Origin of the sequence: Pseudomonas sp. TREG-RG-20F-10-E-6-01 (assembly GCF_022662455.1) — a bacterium.
Taxonomy (GTDB): domain Bacteria; phylum Pseudomonadota; class Gammaproteobacteria; order Pseudomonadales; family Pseudomonadaceae; genus Aquipseudomonas.
This window is the reverse complement of record NZ_JAKNQP010000019.1, coordinates 35231-57316: the sequence shown is the minus strand read 5'-3', so window position 1 is coordinate 57316 and position 22086 is coordinate 35231. Positions and strand designations below refer to the sequence as shown.

Annotated in this window: 14 protein-coding genes; 2 read left to right on the top strand and 12 right to left on the bottom strand. The window is 58.5% G+C overall.

Features of this window, described 5'->3' with window-relative positions; all coding sequences use genetic code 11:
* Positions 1-15: 15 nt before the first annotated feature.
* Positions 16-603 carry a hypothetical protein gene (locus L8K08_RS28780; protein WP_119738306.1) on the top strand — a complete coding sequence of 196 codons (588 nt, stop codon included), beginning with the start codon at positions 16-18 and terminating at the stop codon, positions 601-603.
* 150 nt (positions 604-753) lie between these two features.
* Here L8K08_RS28780 and L8K08_RS30325 read toward each other — a convergent pair whose 3' ends face one another.
* The 5 genes from L8K08_RS30325 to L8K08_RS28770 form a co-directional block, all read right to left on the bottom strand.
* Positions 754-876 (bottom strand): hypothetical protein, encoded by a 123-nt coding sequence (locus L8K08_RS30325; RefSeq protein WP_277933770.1) that lies wholly within the window; start codon positions 874-876, stop codon positions 754-756.
* A gap of 146 nt (positions 877-1022) precedes the next feature.
* Positions 1023-1145 (bottom strand): hypothetical protein, encoded by a 123-nt coding sequence (locus L8K08_RS30320; RefSeq protein ID WP_277933770.1) that lies wholly within the window; start codon positions 1143-1145, stop codon positions 1023-1025.
* 148 nt (positions 1146-1293) lie between these two features.
* Positions 1294-1416: a hypothetical protein gene (locus L8K08_RS30315; RefSeq protein WP_277933770.1), complete on the bottom strand. Its 123-nt coding sequence runs from the start codon at positions 1414-1416 to the stop codon at positions 1294-1296.
* Positions 1417-1562: 146 nt separating this feature from the next.
* Complete coding sequence (locus L8K08_RS28775; protein ID WP_242201731.1) at positions 1563-2129, bottom strand: hypothetical protein; 567 nt, start codon at positions 2127-2129, stop codon at positions 1563-1565.
* A 69-nt stretch (positions 2130-2198) separates the two neighbouring features.
* Positions 2199-4769 (bottom strand): autotransporter outer membrane beta-barrel domain-containing protein, encoded by a 2571-nt coding sequence (locus L8K08_RS28770; RefSeq protein ID WP_242201730.1) that lies wholly within the window; start codon positions 4767-4769, stop codon positions 2199-2201.
* 682 nt (positions 4770-5451) lie between these two features.
* Here L8K08_RS28770 and L8K08_RS28765 point away from each other — a divergent pair.
* Complete coding sequence (locus L8K08_RS28765; protein WP_242201728.1) at positions 5452-5706, top strand: hypothetical protein; 255 nt, start codon at positions 5452-5454, stop codon at positions 5704-5706.
* Between the two features lie 153 nt (positions 5707-5859).
* On the opposite strand, the gene L8K08_RS28760 is transcribed toward L8K08_RS28765, so the two are convergent.
* The 7 genes from L8K08_RS28760 to L8K08_RS28730 all read right to left on the bottom strand — a co-directional run bounded on the left by L8K08_RS28760 (position 5860) and on the right by L8K08_RS28730 (position 21987).
* Complete coding sequence (locus L8K08_RS28760; RefSeq protein WP_242201726.1) at positions 5860-6396, bottom strand: hypothetical protein; 537 nt, start codon at positions 6394-6396, stop codon at positions 5860-5862.
* A 327-nt stretch (positions 6397-6723) separates the two neighbouring features.
* A complete protein-coding gene (locus L8K08_RS28755; RefSeq protein ID WP_242201725.1) occupies positions 6724-7452 on the bottom strand; it encodes a hypothetical protein in 729 nt (242 codons plus the stop codon).
* 88 nt (positions 7453-7540) lie between these two features.
* Complete coding sequence (locus L8K08_RS28750) at positions 7541-8230, bottom strand: transposase (protein WP_242201724.1); 690 nt, start codon at positions 8228-8230, stop codon at positions 7541-7543.
* A 169-nt stretch (positions 8231-8399) separates the two neighbouring features.
* Complete coding sequence (locus L8K08_RS28745; RefSeq protein ID WP_242201722.1) at positions 8400-8912, bottom strand: hypothetical protein; 513 nt, start codon at positions 8910-8912, stop codon at positions 8400-8402.
* A gap of 525 nt (positions 8913-9437) precedes the next feature.
* Complete coding sequence (locus L8K08_RS28740) at positions 9438-9839, bottom strand: hypothetical protein (RefSeq protein WP_119738319.1); 402 nt, start codon at positions 9837-9839, stop codon at positions 9438-9440.
* On the bottom strand, positions 9840-20231 hold the full coding sequence (locus L8K08_RS28735; RefSeq protein WP_242201720.1) for a hemagglutinin repeat-containing protein: 10392 nt from the start codon (positions 20229-20231) through the stop codon (positions 9840-9842).
* Between the two features lie 31 nt (positions 20232-20262).
* The gene (locus L8K08_RS28730; protein WP_106577327.1) at positions 20263-21987 is read right to left on the bottom strand and encodes a ShlB/FhaC/HecB family hemolysin secretion/activation protein; all 1725 of its coding nucleotides are present in this window, start codon (positions 21985-21987) and stop codon (positions 20263-20265) included.
* Positions 21988-22086: the final 99 nt, after the last annotated feature.

The window sequence follows — 22086 nt, the reverse complement described above, 5'->3', positions numbered from 1 at the left end:
TTCAAGGAGCAACACATGAAAGGATTGATCAAGCACAGCCTGGTCCTCGCCGCGATCTTGCTGAGCGGTTGCGTGTCCTACTCGCAACACGAACTGCCACCGGTGCAGACTTGGCCGCCGACCGCCAACGCGCCAGCGCAGAAACCCAGCGCATTCGTGCGCACCACAGCGCTGAACCAGGTCAACGGTGGCCCCGCCAACGCCGCCGCCGGCGCCCCGGCAGCGCTATGGGAAAAAGCTGTGGCGGATGCCTTCCGCCAGTCCAACCGCTTTGCGCGGGTAAGCACTGACAAAGTGGACTCGGACATTTACGCCGACGCCAAGCTGTATAACAACGAACAGTTCAGCATGGCCTCGGCGATCATTACCGGTGCCACCTTCTTCATTATTCCGTCCACGGCGAAAAACACCTTCACGATGGAAACGGTGTTCAAGGACAAGGACGGCAAAGAATTGGGCCGGGTGAGCAAAAGCGAATCCGTGCGCACCTGGATGCACCTGGTGCTGATCCTGGGCATCCCGTTCCAGGCGAACACGGGTGAAGTGGTTGAAGCGTTGACGCGCAGCACACTGGACGAGGCGGTGCAGCGCAAGTTGTTCTGATTCGGTGGCGATCGCACCCTGTGGCGAGCGGGCTTGCCACGCGTTGGACTGCGTAGCAGGCCCATTTTTTTGGGGTCGCTTCGCAACCCAACGCGGGGCAAGCCCGCTCGCCACGGTCACCGTGCTCGCCTTGGCAAGTGCGTCGCCGGCTCAGTCCGCGGCCACTGTCACCTCCACCGGTTTGCGCTCACCCGTCGCCGTCACTTCATAAATGCTCATCACAAACGCATCACTGATGACCGTCTCAATCAGGTAATGCTTCTTCGGCTGCACGGTAGCGATCGCACCCTGTGGCGAGCGGGCTTGCCCCGCGTTGGACTGCGTAGCAGGCCCATTTTTGGGGGGCGCTTCGCAACCCAACGCGGGGCAAGCCCGCTCGCCACGGTCACCGTGCTCGCCTTGGCAAGTGCGTCGCCGGCTCAGTCCGCGGCCACTGTCACCTCCACCGGTTTGCGCTCACCCGTTGCCGTCACTTCATAAATGCTCATCACAAACGCATCACTGATGACCGTCTCAATCAGGTAATGCTTCTTCGGCTGCACGGTAGCGATCGCACCCTGTGGCGAGCGGGCTTGCCCCGCGTTGGACTGCGTAGCAGGCCCATTTTTTTGGGGGACGCTTCGCAACCCAACGCGGGGCAAGCCCGCTCGCCACGGTCGCAGTGCTCGCCTTGGCAATTGCGTCGCCGGCTCAGTCCGCGGCCACTGTCACCTCCACCGGTTTGCGCTCACCCGTTGCCGTCACTTCATAAATGCTCATCACAAACGCATCACTGATGACCGTCTCAATCAGGTAATGCTTCTTCGGCTGCACGGTGACGATCGCACCCTGTGGCGAGCGGGCTTGCCCCGCGTTGGACTGCGTAGCAGGCCCATTTTTGGGGGTTACTTCGCAACTCAACGCGGGGCAAGCCCGCTCGCCACGGTCGCAGTGCTCGCCTTGGCAAGTGCGTCGCCGGCTCAGTCCGCGACCACTGTCATCTCCACCGGTTTGCGCTCACCCGTCGCCGTCACTTCATAAATGCTCATCACAAACGCATCACTGATGACCGTCTCAATCAGGTAATGCTTCTTCGGCTGCGGCGTAAACACCTGAGTCGCCGGTTGCGCCGTAATGGCATAGCCAAACATGGAATGCATCGGAATGCCGTTGAGCGTCGCGATCTGCTGCTTGACGTTGGCGTGTATGCGCAGCGGTTTGTTGGCCTCGATCACTTTGTCGATAGAGTCAGTGCCACCGCCGATTTTTTTCAGGTAACCCGGGACGCGGCTGAAGTAATACCCGTCGTAAACCCGCTCGCCAGCCTCGGCCAGGCCATAACTCGACTCCGCGTACGCCAGGGAATAGGTCACGGGGTTGTCGCCTGCGCCGCCCTTGGTGCGAAATGTCAGGCTGGCCTGATGGTCATTGGTGGCCAACGGAACCACCGGCTTCGAGAAGTTTTGCTCGGCAAGCCGATGGCTGCTGCACCCCGCCATCAGCACGGCAAAGGCCAGCGCGACGGGGATTGCGATGGATGCTTTCATAAGAACCTCGAGGTTGAATAATCGTGGTCCGGGGCCAGCACGCCCCGGACCGAGCCACGCCGTCAGCGCTTAAAAGGCATACCGCGCCTTGAGCATTACGCCATCGGCGTCAAACCCGCTGCGCGCCTGGCGGGTGTAGCTCGCGCCCACGGTAAAGTCCGACACCTGGTAGTTCACGCCCACGCTGGCTTCATAACTGTCACGCGCCACCGAAGCGCCGGTGACGGTGAATGGCGAGCCACCCGCCACGAAGCTGGAGGTTTGCGCGACGCGATCGCCTATCAGGTCGTGATAGGCCATCAGGGTTGCTTCCGGTTGCAGCTTGCCAGCACCCATCGGCAGGTTGCCTGCCAACCGCAGGCCGGCGCCCAGCTCACCCACTTCATAGCGTTGCGAGCGGGTGCTCAGCGCTGCCGAAGAGCCCTTCTCGTCGTAGCCATCCATGCGCACGTTGGCATAACGTGCCGCCACGCGCGGCTCGATCACCACCGCCTGCGACGGCTTGAAGCTGTAACCGCCGATCACGCTGGCCGCCAACACATTACTGTCGTAGCTGCCCTTGGCCGTGGTGCCCGCCACATGGCGTTTGCTGTCGTTGTCGTTGTGGCCGTAGCTGAGGCTGCCGTCGACAAACCAGTTTTGCAGCGCCCAGTTGCCGTACAGCGACAGCGCGTGGCCCTCGACGTCAGTCTTGTTGCCCAGGTCGGAATGGATGTTGGAGTTGAGGTAGCTGTAGGCCAGGCCCAAGCGGGTGGTGTCGTTCAAGCGACCGTCCACACCCACCGCCATGCCGCTGCTGTTGGCCGAGTAGCCGTTGTTACCGCCACGGCCGTCCTGGTCCATGTTGCTGCTCAGGCCCTGCACCCACACACCGCCGGTTTGATGGCCTTCGCGCTGATCAGTGAGGCGGTTGAAGATCGCGCCGTTGATCACGGTTTGACCCGACAAGGCCACATCCAGCGCGCCACGGTTGACGTCTGGCTTGAGCTGCTCGCTCACCTGAGCAAGCTGTTGCGCAGTACCGGCGTTGGCGAGGGACTGGAACACGAGGTCGTTCTGGTTCAGCCCGCCGAGCACCTCGTTCTTGAAGGTATTGACCGCCGTCGCCGCTGCGGCGGTGGCACCCGCACCGGCAAGTTCCTGCTGCACTTGCTGGTTGTCTTTAACCGCGACGACAGCCTTGACCGTTTGGGCATCCGCCGAGTAGCTGAGCACGTTGAGCAGCGATGAAGAACTGGCAACAGACAGCCCGTTGTTTTGCACGCTGCTGGCTTGCAGCAGTGTGTACTGGGTGCCGTTGTTGGTGCGGGTGAAGTCGCCAGGGTTGGCGCTCACGGTCAGCTTTGAGGCCTGGGCAAAATTGGCCGTGCCGTTGACCGTCAGGTACGGCGTGGTCGGCACCACGCTGTCGGCCAAGTGCATATCAATGCCCGCGCCGCTGGCGACGTTGAGGTCGCCGGTGATCGTGGTGCCCGGCGCAGAGAGGTTCAACGAACCGGCGTTGACCGAGACCGGCGCGATGATGCGCTGGCCGACGAAATCAGCCTGGCCCGCGACATTCACCGCGCTCAAGTTGAGCAGGTCGCCGGTGATTTTGCCGCCGGTCCAGTTCAGCGTGGCGAGGTTGGCGGCGTCGATGGCGGTGCCGGCGTTACTGCGGATCTCGCCGGCTTGCTGGTTGATTTCGAAAGGCGAGGTTTGGTACCGCGCATCCACCAGGATCGCCGTGCTGTCGGCCTTGATCAGGCCACGGTTGACGATGCCGCGCGCGCCCGTCTGTGGGTTCAAGGTAAAGGTCGCCCCCCGCAGGCTGACAGCGACCGCGTTGGCGCCATTAGCTTCGATGGTGCCAGTGTTGAGCAGATAGTCGTAAGTACCGGAGTCGAACCGAACCGCTCTGGCAAGGCCGCCATTGACCGTCACCAACCCGCTGTTTTCAATGCGCAGGTCACTGGTGTCGGTTTCCACCTCGATGCCCAGTGCCTCCTCACCGGTAACGCGAATGGTCCCGGAGTTGAGAATCTTGCCGCCGACGGTCACCGGCAAATTGTTGTGGGTGTCCAGGATCAGGCCGAAGCCGTAGTAGGACGTCACGTCCACCAGGCCGGAGTTGACGACATCGCCGCCTACGGTGGTGCCGTTGAGGTAGATCCCCTCGCCATCGCTCTCGGGGCCGGAACCCGGCACGTCGACGGTGATGATGGTGCCAGTGTTGATTACGTTGCCGCCGACGGTGGCGGCGCCTACCTCAAACCCTTCGGCCCAGGTCTGGTTGGTCAGCCTGATCACACCGGACTGAACCACATCGCCGGTGATAATGCCGCCACGGGCTCTGAGATCTGAGTCAATCGCACCATCCACCACGAACCCGCGAATGTTGAGGCCACTGCCATCGATGGTGTAGTCGGCGCGGTTGATCAGCGAGCCCTGAATATCGGTCTCGGCAACACTCGCCCCATCGACATAACGCTGGGTCGCCACCACATTGCGCGAACCGACCAAGGTCACAGGCTCGTTGAACACCTGGCCTTTCCACGTGTTCTGGCCGCTGCTGACGTCAAATTCCACCGCAGCAACGTGCGCGGCGCCTGCGCTGACCATCAAGGCCAACAGGGTTTTCTGGAACGGCTTACGCTTCATTTCAAACTCCATGAACTACAGTCAAAGCCGCCAATAAGCCCGGCGGCTGTAGGTGTGCTGAGCGAAGGATCACTTGATCCGAGTGCATGCCCCCAAGGCGCCTTTCTGAAACGCAGGCGCGAGCAAACGCACCGCAGCCGGTGGTGGCAGAAAAGGGAATAGGGAGGCGAGGTTCACATTAATCCTTAATGTATTTTGAAAACGCTGCAGTCCATGCAGCCCGACCGGTTGCGGGTGGGCGGGGTAAAGACCCGGGCTTGAGGGAAATGGTTCCTTTTGCGGTAGGACGCTTCCCGAAACGACTGGGGATTTGCGTAATACCCGTGAGCAGACGGCGGGAAGCGTTGGCGTCGGTGGGGGTTGGGGATAGGACGCAGGGGTTTGAGTCAGGGCGTTGATGCCTTGCGTGGGTTTGGGTGCGGGGCTTATAGTCCGGCCCGTCGCCCATATGGCGATCAGGTTTGGCGACCTGACAACAGAGTGCAAAAGCAACCCGCTTCCATGCAGGTGTTTTTGCACCCGCAAAGCTGTGCATGTTATGGCGGCTGTGCGCGGGAGACCTTCGGGTCTGCCGGTTACTCTGTTCCGGTTCGCCAACCTGCGTACAGCTGCCACCCATTCGTTTGGCGACGAATGCGTGGTGGCTTAATCCACCAACAGAGTACTGAAAATGAACCAATACATGCCCCTAACGGGCCACGACTGCACCGTCCCCGCTCTGCTTATCGACACCAGTGCACCCCTCGACGTGCTCCACGACGCCGCCGCGTACCGGATTCGCGCCGTCACGCAACTGCTGGAAAACCTGGCCTTCCGCGAACAGCTCAGCAGCGATGCCGTGGTGCTTCAAGACTTCGCCCAATTGCTGGCTATTCCGCTGCGTGATGGGTGTGATTTGCTGGATGTCATCAGTCGCAGACTTAACAGCGTCAACTGACCGCGACAGGGCGGCTGACGAGTTGCCCTGTTAACGGTGAGGCAGTGAGTAGGTGCGGGCCACGCCTGGGCAGTAAAAGTGGCCTGTTGCCTATGCAACCTTGGCGCAGCGCTAAAAGCGTGAACAGCTGCTAGCCCAAACCGCCAATTACCTTTATTTTCTCCCGCAACTATTCGACGGAACGTGTGCGATAGCACCAGGCGTCTCTAGATCAGAGAGCAGTCGAATCACGCCACCGCACTGCCAGTCTTGCCTGTGTAGGTACGCCTCATAATCTTTACCTGCCTCAGGAACAAATACACGTGGATCAGGCACACAAGACGCCTCGGCGGCAACCATCTTCATCACAACCACAGACGGCACACCCGCAGGGATCACAAACTCGGCATAAGACTCGCCATAGCTCAGGTGCTCGCTCCTCCAGGAAGCGGGCATTCCGACACTTCGCTTGGTGTGTTGCCCCAAGGTGGAATTGACCTTATCCGCAACGGTATAACCGTAGGCAAAAAGAGGTTCTTTACTCGACGCGCAGTCTTGTCCGGGGTTGATGGCGACAGGCAAGCCGTTATTCCCAAAAAGACGGATACGTGCGGTGGTGGCCTGGTCGTAGGGGATAGGCTTCTCATAGCGCGCAGAGCCGCAGCCACTCAGCAATAGAGCAGAAAAAAGGGTCAACAAAAGTATTTTCAAGACGACTCCTAGGCTCACATATCAAGCGGTTATAGGCGAAAAGGGGATAGATTTATTTAAGCAACAAAGGGCTCGGAAAATTAAATAAATCCTTCCCCTTTCTCTACTGATTGTTTCCCCGCTGTATAATATGCAACGGGATATCCGGCAGTAAAACCCTAGGACGGCGAGCCATATAAACCCCTAACTGGATAAGAGCTTACAGTTTAGCCGCCCTTCAACAGGCCAACAGATTGGAATAATTACAAAAAATAAATCACACTTTTAAAGAGCAACTCTGCTTAACTCTAAAAAACAAAACCGTGGTCTGACCCTTATTTCATGCCCCTATTTCACGCTCGGTCTTGTATACCTGTCACAGATTTCAGAGTACTTAATGGTCACAGAATTAACATCATCAACAACACAATTCCATTTTTTACCAAACTCGTACGCCAACCATAAATACATTTCCATCGACCCTTTTGAGTGTCCCAACTGCATTTCAATCATTGTCCTCGGTGTGGCACCCAACAAAGTTTCCCAATCGAGAATATCTTGCGCATCATAAAAACCTATGAACTTTTCGGAGGTGAGTAATGACACATACAAAGTGGCCTCACCCCAGATCAATACTCCACGACTACGTTTACCCGCGCTGACGACTCCACCTATAGCGTGGAGAAAATCAGCGAACGCGTCTTCATCAATTACCACATCCGATATAATTGATGCTGAGTTGCTCACAGCTATAACCCCCCTTTTTTTGGCTCCATACTCGAATAACTCGTCGACGCTATTAATTACTTTAACCCCTACCTTTTCATAAGCTTTGATCTGCTGCGGCTTAACCACGTTCGGAGCAAAAAGTATGACTTCTTTACGATCAGGGTTAAGCATAGTGTTATTTTGTAACTTCTGTAACTGTTCGATTTTTCCAGGCTTCGGACTGCTGGCAACCTCAATGATAAAACGAGGTGTTTCAGCGTCAATCTCGCCAATCCCCACAGGCCTCCCATCAACAAAACCAGATCTGAATTTGCTTTGATAATCCAAAAGCATCCCTTTTTCGCTCAATGCCCTTCCAACTTGCCCCTCTAAAACCTCTCCCGTGACATCTGATTTAAGAGGGGAATAGGGGTCAGACCACTATTCCTCTATTCTTTTAACTGACACTTTTCGGGCGTCCTGACACGCCCTGCGAAACTCTTTTACCTAACGCCTGCGCGATCTCGGACGCAAACTTCTGATCGCCCAAAACATAATTACCGTTTGTAGAAGATCGAATTTGTTCTATCAGCCCAGGTGAAAGTCGTTCATTGAATATAGACCGGTAAGCTTCGGCTCGTTGCGCGGTGCCGCTACCTAATTCGTTATAAACCGCATGCGGGCTTATAAAGCCTGACAGCTCGCCCTGTGCGTTTGCCCTATAGCTGGTCCAGCGATAGTCGCCCGGATGAGCAACCATACCGGCTCTAACAGGGTTCATTTCGATATATCGATAGCAAGCTAAAACATAGTTGTCTTGTTGAACCAAACAGGAGCGGAAACGGCCTTCCCACAACGTGCCCGTTCGTTGATATGTTCGATTGACATATTGAACGTAGCGCTGCCCCAGCCCCTTCATAAGCAGGCCGGCCCCTGCGCAGCAGCTGGGAGTCAACAACAAATGAACATGATTTGTCATCAAGCACAATGCGTGAACTTTACAGCCGTACAATTCAGCAAGCACGGCTAATGTATCGATGTAAAAAATATAGTCTTCATCTGAATAAAAACACGCAGACCGATTGTTTCCCCGCTGAATAATATGCAACGGGATATCCGGCAGTAAAACTCTAGGACGGCGAGCCATATAAACCCCTAACTGGATAGGAGCTTACAGCTTAGCCGCCCTTCAACAGGCCAACAGATTGGAATAATTACAAAAAATAAATCATGTTTTTAAAGAGCAACTCTGCTGAACTCTAAAAAACGAAAAACGTGGTCTGACCCCTATTTCTGACCCTGCATCTTTTGCACCATTAGATCATGTTGAGCTCTCGCAATCTTTTCTCACTCACAAACTCCAACTCTCCACCACCCACCTTAGAACCATCTGAATAAGTGGAGTGACCACAGACGTTACACTGATAAGCAAGCAACCCGTTATATTTACCGACAAAAATACGCATCCCGTCGGATTGACACCTAGGGCATTGTCTATCGGTCTCGACAGTCACCAACGCTTCCATTGTGTCACGTAAAAATCTCGCAATAAGCTCTGCTTCATTAGCTTGACACCCAAAAATCACTTTCTTTAAATGAGCTATATCGCCAGGTAGAAATGACGAAAATTCAACCGGCATCAAATTCTCATCAATATGCGAAAACTCATCAATCCCATAGGTCGAAAACGGCTCAACCGTGAAGTATTTGTAGTTATCTCTAATCCACAAAAGAATCACCCCAAGAGCCTCCCTTAAAGATGAATTCTCATCCAGCAGTGTCATAGCCAATTGAAGTTCACGCCACACATACACAGGGAGAGTTCGCATTAGTTCACTGCCTTAGCTGGGAAAGCCGTTATCAAGTTACCCGCCTTATCGGTAAATACTTTTATCGCAGAGGTAGGAACACCTCCATCTTTCAGCGTAGTAGTTCCGATGACTCTGCCCGTGTCAACGGTCCTTACAAATTGACCATCTGGTAGCGCAGTAACAGGTGACTTTACGACTGGGCTACTCTGAAGAACCCCCTTCAATTCATTTGGGCTAATAGTAAACACAGGGGGAAAATAAGGGTCAGACCACGATTCTTCTAAAAATATAGTCTTCATCTAAATAAAAACACGCAGACCGATTGTTTCCCCGCTGAATAATATGCAACGGGATATCCGGCAGTAAAACCCCAGGACGGCGAGCCATATAAACCCCTAACTGGATAAGAGCTTACAGCTTAGCCGCCCTTCAACAGGCCAACAGATTGGAATAATTACAAAAATAAATCATGTTTTTAAAGAGCAACTCTGCTGAACTCCAAAAAACAAAACCGTGGTCTGACCCCTATTTCCTTTTTTTACTTTAAGCATTCAACACTGCAAAGCTTACATCACCGGACCTCAAAAATTCTTGAAAACAAGAAATAACGATTTCTATATTTCTTGTGACAAAACTCTCCGGATAGTAATCGCCCAGAACATCAACCAATTTTGCTCCAGTCGACGTATTATTAAGAGTACGCACAACATGCTCACCATCATCAAGGTATTGGTTCAGCATCAGAATATAATTTCCAGAATCAGCATAAAGATTGATTTCGTAAGGTCCGGCTTCAGGTGCCGGGGAAATAGACAACGAAGCGACGCCGTCGACTTTACTATATTCACATATAATGGACCTTACATCTTCCATGGTCGGCTGATCAATGAGAGGGATTTGCGATCTGCCGTGCTCAGGACTAAGGGTATACCCTCCGATGATCATCTATTTTTTCTCCTTAATAGACTTCATACCTGACTCCCAGTAATAGCTTTTCGGAAGTCCTGTTTTATCATCTATAGCTCTTACGGTTAAAGATTTCAACTCAGCCTTTTCTGCGGCAGCGGCTATGTCACCTTTGCAGAATCCGCATACATCTTTCCCTGCGACTGTCATAGACATGTCCGCTCCGGCAGTTTTACCAGAGCTATATGCTTGCTGGATCACACCGATTTCAGCGTGGGCATCTTTCATATTTCCGTTTGGATAAAGTTTGCCAGGATTCGCAGCGGCTTTATCTGCAATCCTATCCGTGATCAACGAAGGTATTTTCGGGTCCGCCTCGTTGAGTGGACGAGCGGTTTGATTGACGTCTTGGAAGGTCTGACCTCCTACTTTTCCCTCTGCCGCCACTTTTGGTGCAGCGCCCTTAGCCGTTCCTTCGATAACATATCTTTCGGTTAATACCGCAGTCTCCGAATCCGTAAGCATGCCTGTTGCATTCGCATTCTTAGACGCAGCGCCTTTTGCATCAAGAGCGCTACCTTTTGCGGTCTCGACATTTCGCGCCGCAGCCGCAGCATCCGCAGTAGCAGCTAACTCCTTGGCCGCAAGACTACCAAATCCTCCTACACCCAACGCTGTACCGCCAGCCGTTGCGGCACCAAAGGGCAACTCAACTGCTGTTAATGACAGTTCGGTACAAACAGCTGGGTTCATCGCACAGGAATTTAACAAGGCAGGACCGAGCAGCACTGCTCCGGCTACAGCTCCAACACCCGCCACGGTATAAGCAAGTGTTTCGCGACGCTCAGCATACATTTGCGCCGAGCACGCATCCGCGCTCATTCCTGCACAGTTTTGCTCCTTGTATCGCTCGTTTTCAGCCTTGACGCGCTCTTCGGCCTTTTGTTCAAGTGTTTTACGTTCTGCTAATGCTTCTGCAATATCACTGAGGGAGTTGTTCTCCACCGCATTGCTTCCCGCCTTTGCCCCAGTAACCGCACCGCCCAGATCACCACCAGCAATCCCCCCAGCCAACCCTGCTGCTAGACCCGAAAGTGCAACAACCGTCTCTCTCTCCTCCTCCGTCAACTCGATTGTCTTCTTGCCCGGATACAACTGATGGGCGATGAATTCACCCGTCGCAGCTCCCGCAGCCCCCGCTCCCGCAGAGTTGCCTTGCGCCTGCGCCACCACCGCACCCAATACGGCATGCGCCATGGTGTTGAGTACAGCGTTGTCTCCGGTGGTTTTCCTGATGACTTGCGCCATGTACGGCGCCGATGCGCCCGCAATGGCTGAACCGATATCGCCTCCCACCAGCCCTTGCAATGCTGCCGTCACCGCCTGCGCTACACGCGGGTAATTGCCGCCGACCCCGTAGTCCGCCATGATCCGTTGATAAGCGTCAGTGGCAATCAGTTGTTTCTTGTAGGCGTCGACGTCCTCTTTTTTGGCATCTTTTCCAGGTTCCTTGATGCCACGCTTATCAAGTTCAGCACGCGCCTCTTTATCAGCATCGATCTGGCCTTGGGTTCGAACGATGTCTACTGCCTGAGTACCAATATCCGCAATCAACTGCACCTGGCGCAGGCGCTTCTGCTCTTTTTCCTTATCAAAGATCGGGCTGATGCTGCCGTTGGCGTGTTCAACATCGTGGCTCAGCGTTGCAACGTCCTGCTGCTGTTTAGCAGGGTCGCGGATGTCGAGAGTACCGTTGGAAATGGCCGATGACGTGGTGCCGCTGTCACTGTCGCCATGATTGAACGCGATCAAGCTACCGGAAGGCATATTGCTGATGAAGGCGTTCGCACTGCTTGCGCCACTGCTGACGCTGGCGCTCTGCAACTGGCTTGTGTAGTCGGCTTTGTTCTTTAAAACGCTCCAGCCGAGGGTGCCGGTGCTCAGGCGGTTTTTGTCCGCTGTTGCAGTGCTGGCGATCACGCTGCCATCGAGTTGCGTGTGGTTGCCCACATCAATCTGATAGCCGCCCTTACCGCCGAACAGGCCGGTTTGCTCCTGCACGCTTTTATAGTTGGAGTCGATCTTGCTCTTGCTGATGCTGAGCGAACCACTGCCCGTCATGGTGCCAAACGTGAAACTTGCGCCACCGCTGACATCGGTTTGTTTGGACTTGTAGTCATCGGTGTCTTGCAGGCTTTGCAGCATAAGATCGCGGCCTACCGCGGCCTTGATCTGATCTGCACTGACCTGCGCACCTTTGAGGACGGTGTCTCGCCCACTGATCAGGCTGACTTGCTTGCCCGCATCCAGCGTCGTTTCCGTCCAGGTTGTGCCATTGCCTTTCTCGCTGCCGGTGCCCTTGTTGGCATTGGCGAAGATGCTAAGGCCAGCACCATTGGAACTCGCCCCAAAGCTAAGGCCTACGGCCCCGCCGCCACTGCTGTTCTTGCCATCGAGTTTTTGTGTGTTGGCGGCTGCTTCCAGGCGGATATCACGCTCTGCTGCCAACAGCATTTCATTACCGGCCTGGAGCTTGCTGCCCTGAACGCGGATGTCTCCATCTGCGCCAGGCGTGCCGTTACCGGCGGCTACAATACTGAGGTTATTGCCACTGGTGAGGCTGCTACCTTGGCTTGCTGTCTGCTCCTGGGTCTGTTTGGAGCTGGATTTTTGCGAGCCGAGCGAGATGGCGATGCCGACAAATTCCCCGGCGTTAGCACCGGTCATGCCGCCATTCTGCTGCGCCGCTTGCCACGCCTGCACGCCCGTCAACCCTGCCTTCACACCCTGCAGCGCCGAGAGGCGGCCGTCGTCCTCGTTCTTGGCTTGCTTGGCGGTCTTATAAGCGGAGTCCACCGCGCTACCCACGGTGCCGGACAACGCCAGGGTCAAACCACTGGTTTTGCTCTTGGAGGTCTGCTCGCTGCGGTTGTTGTTCTCGGAAGCCAGGATGCTGACATTTTGCCCAACCAGGCTGATGTCCTTACCGGCAACCACGTCAGAGCCGCGAATGGTCAGGTCTTTGCCAGCCTGAATATCCACGCTGCCCAGCACACTGCCGATGTTGCTGGCCCGGGTGGTCTCGGTGCTGCTGGTGAAGGTGTTCTGGTTGCTGCTTGAGCCCAACGTAACGCCGATGCCGCCGCTGCTCATCAAGCCCGATTTTTTGGTCGAGGACGAATGGCTTTGTTCAAAGGTTTCCGTCGCCCCATCAATCACCACATTGCGCCCGGCAATCAGGCTGGTGGCGTTGGTAGAAACCACGTCGCTGGCGGTAGTGCCGATGTCCCGACCGGCACGCACAACCACGGTATCAGCGCTGATGGAAGAGCCCTGCTGGCTGATCTGGTTACTGCTGTCGATGCGCGTTTTCTGGGTGCTGGACAGCAACCCTTTGCTGGTTTTGGTTTTGCGGTAATAGCTGTAGTCGCTGTCTTGCGCAGCGTTCAACGCCAGGTCATTGCCTGCGTACAGGTAGGCTTCCTTGCCGGCACTCGCACGGCTGGCGCTGACCACGAGGTCGTTGCCGGCACTGAGGGAGAGGTTCTCACCGGCCACCAACGATGTGCCCACTTGCTGGACGTGGTCTTCCTGGCTGGTGACCTTCTTGGAATTAAACGCCGAATGCTGTTCATTCGCCGCCGACGCCAGGTTCACATTGCCCTTGGCTACCAGCGCCAGATCACGCGTGGCATTCAACTGGCTGCCGATGGCACTGATATCCCGCGCAGCCACCACCTGGAAGTCGCGCCCGGCTTCGATCACGGTGCCGTACTGGTTTGCGCTGCTGCTGCGCATGTTGGTGCTGACGGTGTTGGCATTGCGCTGTTCGGCGGTGGCCAGGTTTACATCGCGCCCGGCTTGAACGCCCAGGTCGGCGCCGCTTTTGAAGGCACCGCCGGTGCTGTTGACGTCGCGCCCGGCTTGCAGGGTGAGGGTGTTGGCGGCTTCGATGCGGGCGGCGTTGTCGACGAAGTCGGTGCGCTCGGTGCGGTAGCCGCTGCTGCTTTGGTGGCTGGTGACGGTGCGCTCGTTGAGTACATCGCCATTCACTGCGCTGACGCTGACGTCGCGCCCGGCGATGATGCCGCCGGCGCGGTTGGTGAGGTTGTTGCCGGCGAGCAGGTCGAGGCGGTTGCCGGCTTGCACGAGGCCGCTGTTGACCATGTTGCGTCCGGCGCTGGCAGCCAGGTTGTTGGTGGCGCGCAGGGTGCCGACGTTGTTGAGGTCGGCGCCACTGACCAGGTTCAGGTCGCTGCCGGTGATGAGTGCGCCGTTGGGCGCCAGGCGGTTGTTGGCCTGGGCCAGGTAGAGCACGGGCACCAGCACTTGCTGGCCAGCGACGGTGGCGTTTTCCATCCACACGATGTCGTGGGTCAGGGCCGCGACTTGCTCGGCGGTGAGGCTCACGCCCACCGACAGGTTAAGCGCCTGCTGGGTGCCAATGGCGTTGTCCATCAGGTACTTGAACATCGAGGCGTCGCTGGTCTGGCCATCGATGAAGCGCTGGCCGGTACGCGCGATCACGGCTTGCTGGATCAGGCGTTGTTCATACAGGCCGTCACCCAGGCGCTTTTGGGCCTGGTCTGGGTCGTAGCCCAGTTTGGACAGCATGTAATCAGAGCTTAAAAACTGGCTGAGGTTGGTCAGCAGCGGGTTGGTTTCGATCAGGTATTTCTGTGGGTTGGAGACGAACTGGCTGTCTGGCAGGCCTTGCACACGGTTGATCACCACGCCGTCGGCCGAGGTGCCGCTGCCGGGTAAGACCGGGCCGGTAACCGGCGTGCGGTCTACACCGCCGCCGCCGAGGGTCCAGCCTTGCGGGCCGGTACTGGCCGGCGCGCTGGCGCTTTCGCCACTGAGGCGGAACAGCCCGCCCTGCCCGCTGGGCAAGGTGAAGCCGGGCAGGCTCAGCGGATTGATCTGCTGTTGGGCGAGGTCAGGCGGCAGTTGCTGGTTAAGGGTGACGCGCGTCGAGTAACCGGCTGCGCCACTGGCGCCCGTGGCATCTGTCGCGGTTTTGGCGCCCGCACCCACATAGGTGTAGCCCGGACGCACCACGGTGTTATCGATATTGTTCTGGGTTATTACATTGGCCGCGCCGCCGGCTTGGATGATACCGGCGTAACGTTGGTCGCCCGTAGCAATTTTGGTGACGCGGCGCAGCGAGACGCTTTCCCGTTCAGTGGTGCCGATGAAAGCGGCCATGGCTGCTTCCAGGCCACCCAGATCATTGGGGTTGTAGGCGGCGCCGCCAACCGAGTACTTGCGGTTGAAGTCTGCCGCCAACGCATACCAGTCACTCGCGTCGCGGGTGCGCTTGGAGCGGAACAAGCGCCAGGTTTCGGTTTCGCCAGTCTCGATGCCGGTGTTGGTCAAGTTGTTGACCGTGATGTTAATCATACCGGCGGCGCCGATGCTGCTGCTTGAATTAAGCAACTGGCCGCCGGTAAGGGTGATGTTTTTTCCCGCACTGATGAGCGATGCCGCACTGGCCTGGAGTACTTCCAGCTTGTCGCGCTGCACAACCTCCCACAAGTGGTTGACCTTCGGGCCTTCGCAGTCGCCAGCGTACTCGGCGCCACGTCGGCAGGGCATTTCGGTGATCGAAGCGGTATAAATGCCGCCGTCGTTGGTTGTCAGCACCGCGCGCTCGTTTCGCATCACTGCCGCTGCCAGACTCAGGTCACCATCACTCTGTATGCTCGACGAGCTATTGATGATGCTGCTGGCCAGGCCGCCCTTGCCGTCACGGTCGACGCTCAGGTTGCCCATGCTGTAGAGATCGGCGTAGCTGTTGTTCAACGCGTCGACACGCAGGCTCATGTCGCCGCCGCTGAAGATCAGGCCGTGATCGTTGAGTAACGCACCGGTGGTAGCGGTCAGTCGCTGGCCACTGCCCAGGGTCGCGTAGTTGTTGATCGCGCCCGCGTTAAGCACCAGGTCGGTGGCGGCGGTGATGCGCCCGCGGTTGTTGAGCGTGCCGGCGATGTTGGCGGTAGTGATGCCGCCGCCGGCGATGCTTGCCGTTTCGCTCAGGGTGGCCTGTGCCGCGCTGAGGTTGAGGTCGCCCAGGCTGCTGATGCGCCCGCTGCTGTTAAGGGCGCCGCTCAACGTCAGGTCGAGCGTGCCGTCGCTGGCGATCAGGCCTTGGGTGTTCCAATTGGCGCCACTGCCGACGAAGCGTCGGGCACCGAGCAGTTGGCCGCTGGCGGTCTGGTCGAGGGTGTCGACGTTGACTGTCAGTCGCCCGGCCTGGATCACGCTGCTGTTGGTCCAGTGGCCCTGGCTAATGGTCAGGTCGCCACGGGTGACCAGGCTGCCGCCCACGTCGTTGAGGTTGGCGGGGGCAATGCCGAAGTTGCCTGTGCCCACGTGCAGTACGTTGCCGCCCAGGTTCTGCAGGCTGCCGGCGTTGAGGGTCAGGTCGTTGTTGGCGGTTTCGAGCACACCGTTGCGGTTGTCGAACAGGCCACCGATGGCGAATTCGGTGGTGCCCGCCGTGCCCAGGGCACGCAGGCGCCCGGTCTGGTTGTCGAGGCTGGCAGCGCGCACCTTGAGGGTGCTTTCGCTTTCGATGATGCCCAGGCGGTTGTTAAGTGCGCCGCTCAGGTCCAGGTCGATTTGTTGACCGGCAATCTGGCCGTCGTTGTCGCCGCTGTTATCAACGTCATGCCCGACCACGCGCATCAGGCCTTTGGCATAGAGCCCGCCGTTGCGGTTGTCGAAATTGCCGGTGGTCACCAGTGCGTTGCCGCCCTGCGCCGCGATGCGCCCGCCATAGTTGTCTACGCTGCCGGCTTGCAGGTTGAGGCTTTGCCCCTGCATCACGCCGCCCTGACGGTTGTTGTTGAGGTCATAACCGTTGCGCAGCACGCCGACCACATGGGTTTGCAGTGCGGCCTTGAGGCTGGCAAGGGTGCCGCCGCGGTTGTCGAGGCTGGCGGCGTTGACACTCAAATCGCCCGCCTGGGCGATCAGTTTGCCGCTCTGGTTGTCCAGCGCGTCGGCCACGTCGACGGTCATGCCGCCCTGGCTTTGCACGGTGCCTTTGCCATTCTCCACGCGGTTGGCCGTGAGGCTGAGGTCGGCGTTCTGGCTGTAGATCAAGCCGTCGTTGCCGTTTTGCACCAGGCCGCTGGCGGTGAGGCTCAAGCGGTCGTTGGCGGCCAGCGTGCCACGGTTGCGGTTGTCCAGGCCGCCGGTCAGCAGGGTCAACAGGCCCTGGCTGGCGATCTGGCCGCCCTGGTTGTTGATCTGCGCGGCACGGCTGATCAGCAGCGGGCCGCCGCTGGACAACTTGCCATTGGTGTTGGTCAGGGTCGCGAGCAGGTCGAGGGTGGTGGCGGTGCCGCCGCTGATGCTGCCGGCGCTGTTGTCCAGGTTTTGCGCGTTCAGGCTCAGGGCTGCGCCGCTGTCGATCACGCCGCCCTGGGCGTTGTTGAGCAAACCGCCCACGTTGAGACGTTGGCCGGCGGCGCTGGAGAGTACGCCCGTGTTGCTGTTGTCCAGCTCGGCGGCGGTCACGTACAGCGCTTTTTGACTCACCAGCGCACCCGCTCCGCTGTTGAGCAGGCTGGCGGTGAGTGTGGCATTAAGGTCGCCATAACGGCTCGACAAGGTGCCGTTGTTGCGGTTATCGAGGTTCGCGCCGCTGACGGTCAGGCCCTGCCAGCCGGACATCAAGCCGTTCTGGTTGATCAGGTTTGTGGCATTGAGCAGCAGCAGGTTATTGCTGATCAGCTTGCCGTTGCTGTTGTTCAACGTGCGACCGCTGAGGTCCAGGGTTTGCGCACTGGAGAGTTCGCCACCGCCGTTGCTCAGGTCACGCAGATGGTTGATGGTCAGATTGCCAGCGGTGGTGATCAGGCCCCCGGCGTTGTTCAGGTCGCCGGTGGCGTTGCCGAAGTCCAGGGCAATTGCGCTGCCCAGCAGTGAGCCATTCTGGTTATCCAGCTCGGCGCTGTTGAGTGTCAGGGCAGCGCCTGCGTTGAGCAGGCCCTGATCGCGATTGGTCAGGCGGCCATCAATGTTGAGTACGGTGTCGCCACGGCTGGTGAGTGTACCGCCGCTGTTGTCGAGGCTGGCGGCGTGCGCGTCGACCGACGCTGCGGCGATCATGCCTTTGACGTTTGCCAGGGCCTGGCCGATGCGCAAGGTCAGCGCGGTATTGCTCAGCAGTTTGCCGCCGCTGTTGTCCAGGTTGTCGGCGGTGAGTGTGAACGCCTGGCTGCTGGAAATCTCGCCGCCCTGGTTATGCACATCTTTGAGGTTGTTGAGCATCAGCAGCGGCGCGTTGATCAGTCCGCCCTGGTTATTGAGCTGACCACGGTTGAGGTCCAGGGTCAGGGCCTCGGCGCTGGTGATCTGACCGCCTTGCTGGTTGTTCAGGTCAGCGGTGGTGATCTGCGCGGCCTGACGTGCGCTCAGGGTGCCTTTTTGGCTGTTGTCGAGACTCGCGCTGTTGAGGATCAGGCGGGCGTCAGTCACCAGCCGCCCGCCCTGGTTGTCCACCGCGCCAAGGGCGTTGAGGGTCAGCGGGCCGGCGCTGGACAGCGTACCGCCGTTGTTGGCCACGTTGCGCGCCGTGACACTCAACAGCCCTTCGCTGCTGATCAGGCCCTGGTTGCGGTTGAACAATTGATCGACATTCAGGCCTGCGCCGCTGCCGGCAATCACCAGCCCGCCATCGCTGTTATCCAGTTGCGTGCCGGTGACCTGCACGCCCGCACGGCTGGACAGCTCGCCGTTGCGGTTGTCGATGTTGGCGACAGTGACCTGCACACCCTCGACGCCGGCGACCAAGCCTTTTTCACGGTTGTCCAGGCTGTTACCGGCCACACTGACCAAGCCTTGGCTGGTGACCAGACCGCCCTGGTTGTTCAGGCTGCCGACGTTAAGGCTCAACGCCTTACCCGCCGTGACCAGCCCCGCGACGTTGTCGAGGGTGGTGACCGTCAGCGCTGCGGTGTCCAGGCTGGAGACTTCGCCGCCCTGGTTATGCAACTCACCGACAACTGCGGTCAGCGGACCGTTGCTGGTGACCAGCCCACCTTGGGTGTTCTGCAGGCGATCGGCCGTGAGGGCCAGGCCGCCGTTGCTCAGAATGCGGCCTTTGTTCTGGTTGTCGACTGTGCCTGCCGTAATCTGCGTGTGCTGTTTTGCACTCAGGGTGCCGCCCTGGTTGTTCAGGGTCTGGGCATCGACGCTCAACGTACGGCTGGCGATGACATTGGTGCCGGTGTTGTTGACGGTCTTGCCGCGCAGACTGACGTCGCCCGCTGCGTTGCGGGTGTTATCGGTGTTGACGCCAGCTTCGATAATGTCGCTATTGGTCAACGTGCCGCCGCTGGACAGCGCAATGCGGTCACGGGCGGCCAGGCTTTGGCGGTTGGTCAGATCGCCTTGGGTTTGCACGTCCAGTGCCGTGCCGGCGTACACCGGCCCCTTGGCATCCAGGCTCGCGGCCTTGACGTTGACCGCGCCGCTGGCGGCGGTCTGCGCCATGCTCAAATGCCCATTGGCATCAAGCTGAATATCCCCACCACTGGCCGCCAACGTCCCGTCGAGCTTCACGCCCACGCCGGCTTCGGTGCCCACCAGTTTGATCGCGCCGGCGTACATACCGCCCAGCGCGCTGGAGTCGATGGCCAGTTCGGGTTTGGCGCTGCCGTCGTCGGCGCGTGCGGTGGTTTTCAGGCTTTGGGCATCGACGTCGTTGCGCCCGGCGATTACGGCCAGTTCGCGTGCGTTGATCTGGGCGTTGATCTTGGCCGAGCGGGTGATGATTTCGAAGCGGTCGACGTTACTGGCGTTCAGGCCCTCGCCGTCGATGGTCACGGCGCCGCCGTCAACCTGGTAGTGGTCCAAACGGCCGACGTTGTCCATCACCGGTTTGCCGGTGGTCAGGGTCACGTTGGGCGTGTTGATAAAACCGCAGCCACTGCACGTGATGCCGTACGGGTTGGCGACGATGACCTTGGCCGACTGGCCCGCCACTTCGGTGTAGCCGCGCAGCTGGCTGGGGCTGCCGCCGTTGACTTCGTTGAGAATGACGTTGGCGGCGCCGCCCTTGAGGTTCGGGTTGCCGACGATGTAGCCGCCGAGCTGCGTGTTCTGCACCGCGCCAGTGGCGTTGTTGAGGATCACGCCGTTGGGGCCGACGTTGTAGTCCTTGAACTGGTTATGGGACAAGCCACTGGCATTGGGCGCAGCGATGTTCACCACCGGCACGCCATTGCCGGCCTGGCCGACGCTGGTGGCCGGATTGCTGACCACAATGCCTTCGGCCTGGGCGAGCAACGGCTGCCAGAACAGCGCGTTGGCCAGAATCAGCACCAGGCCGCGCTTGGGCAGGCCAAGGAACGCGTCCCGGCGCTTCAGGGCAGCAGAAGGTTGGCGGGCCAGAAAGGCAAAGTGGCGAACATCCATTTTCAGATTCTCGTTGCAGCAGGGCGTTGAATTACAGGAAGAAATCCATGCGGAAGTAGATCGGTGCTTCGCGCTCCGTCACGACCCCAGGCCTTTCTAACGAGTGAGCAAACGTCACGCTGGTGCTGACGTATTTGCCCCGGGCGAACAGCTCCACGGAGTTGCTTGAAACGCGGCCGTGGTAGTCGTCGTTGTAACGGTCGTTGCGGATCACACCTTGGTCGTAACCCAGGCTGGTGCCGTATTCGGCGAAGGCCGGGCGCAGCCATTCCAACGTGACCGGGCGGGCCCAGCGCACTTCATTGCGCCAGTAGCCACCGCTGTCGCCGGACAGTTGCTGATCCTTGAAACCGCGTACCGAAGAAGAGCCGCCGAGGCTGATGCGTTGCGGCGAGAACAGCACGTCTTCGCTGCGTTGCCCGGTGGCCAAGCTGGTAAAGCTGAACGACTCGCCCCACAGGCTGAACGGCTGCAGATAACTGACGGTGGCGGTGTATTTGCGGTAATCGGGAGTGGCCGTGAGGTGCCCGTACTGATCGCGATGCTGGTCGTCGCGCTGGGCGTCAAATGCACCGATGCCGTTCTGCACGCCCAGGTCAACGTTGACGAAGGCATTGCCGATGCGCCGGCCGTGGTTGATGCCAAATTGCAGTTCGCTGAGGCGGTTACTGCTGGTTTCGAGGTGGGCGTCGTCGATGTAGTTGTTGGTGCGCAGGTGAGCCAGACCGACGTTGACTGAGGTCTTGCTCACGTCATCGCGGTGAATCACGCGCTCTGCGCGCAGTTGGTGGTTTTCGTTATCGCCCGACTGCTTGAACTTGAAGGTGTCGGTGTAACCCAGCGCGCGGTAATCGCTCTCGCTGTAGGTGTAGCTGAAGTTCCACCAGCCCCACGGCACGTTGTAGTAGAGCATGGTGTTTTTCGACGTTTTCTGGTGGTCGCTGATCGCGTCGTGACCACCGCGCAGCACCAGTTGGTCGGCCAGCCCCAGCGGGCTGTCCCACTCCAGGCCCGCGCCCCATTGCTGCTCGCCGGTGCTTCTTTGCCCATCGTTATTGCGCGACAGGCTGGCGCGCCACGGCTTTTGCGCGGTGTTCTTGACCACCACGTCGCTGCCGCCCACTTCTTTTCCGGGGGTCAGTTCCATTTGTGCCTGTTTGGACGGCAGACGGTTGAGCTGGTCGACCAGTTGCTCGACCTCGCGCAGGTTCAGCGCCTCGCCGACCTTGCCGGGAAAGGCCATGGCCAGCTCGCGGTCAGTCACGTTGCTGCCTTCGGCGCTTCTCAAGGCTTCGAGCTTGCCCTCGACCACCAGCACTTGCAGGTGGCCGCTGGACAGGTCCTGTTGCGGCAGGTAGGCACGGCTGGTGACGCGGCCTTTGGCGATGTAATAGTCGGTGATGACTTTAAGCAGCTCATTGAGCTGCGAGACGCCCAGGCATTGGCCCACATAGGGTTTGAGCAACAGCGTGCGGTCGGCAGCGGACAGGCTGTCGGCGCCCTTGAGCTCGATGTCTTTGATCGGGAAACAGCGGGTGTCAGCGGGCGTCGCCGGGGCTTGGGGCTTGGCCTCTTTGCCGGGCAGGTCCTGGAGTTCTTGCAGGCGCCGGCCCTGCTCTTCGAGCAGGCGATTTTGCCGGTCGCGGATCAAGTCTTGATCCCCTGGCGTGGGAGCGGCTGTGGCGCTGTTCAGGCCCAGACAGGCGAGCAGGAAAGTGCACAGCAAATACCGAGTCCGTGGCAATAACAAAGACATGTTCGATCCATCGAAAATCAAGGGGCGGCAAACTAACATCGAACTCGCGCTAGCCCAAGAAGCTGGACTTGTCGGGCATTCGTACTTATTACAACCGCA

Coding starts and splice junctions, on each gene's coding strand:
- L8K08_RS28780 (WP_119738306.1), top strand. CDS start 16: ATGAAAGGATTGATCAAGCACAGCCTGGTCCTCGCCGCGATCTTGCTG.
- L8K08_RS28775 (WP_242201731.1), bottom strand. CDS start 2,129: ATGAAAGCATCCATCGCAATCCCCGTCGCGCTGGCCTTTGCCGTGCTG.
- L8K08_RS28770 (WP_242201730.1), bottom strand. CDS start 4,769: ATGAAGCGTAAGCCGTTCCAGAAAACCCTGTTGGCCTTGATGGTCAGC.
- L8K08_RS28765 (WP_242201728.1), top strand. CDS start 5,452: ATGCCCCTAACGGGCCACGACTGCACCGTCCCCGCTCTGCTTATCGAC.
- L8K08_RS28750 (WP_242201724.1), bottom strand. CDS start 8,230: ATGGCTCGCCGTCCTAGAGTTTTACTGCCGGATATCCCGTTGCATATT.
- L8K08_RS28745 (WP_242201722.1), bottom strand. CDS start 8,912: ATGCGAACTCTCCCTGTGTATGTGTGGCGTGAACTTCAATTGGCTATG.
- L8K08_RS28740 (WP_119738319.1), bottom strand. CDS start 9,839: ATGATCATCGGAGGGTATACCCTTAGTCCTGAGCACGGCAGATCGCAA.
- L8K08_RS28735 (WP_242201720.1), bottom strand. CDS start 20,231: ATGGATGTTCGCCACTTTGCCTTTCTGGCCCGCCAACCTTCTGCTGCC.
- L8K08_RS28730 (WP_106577327.1), bottom strand. CDS start 21,987: ATGTCTTTGTTATTGCCACGGACTCGGTATTTGCTGTGCACTTTCCTG.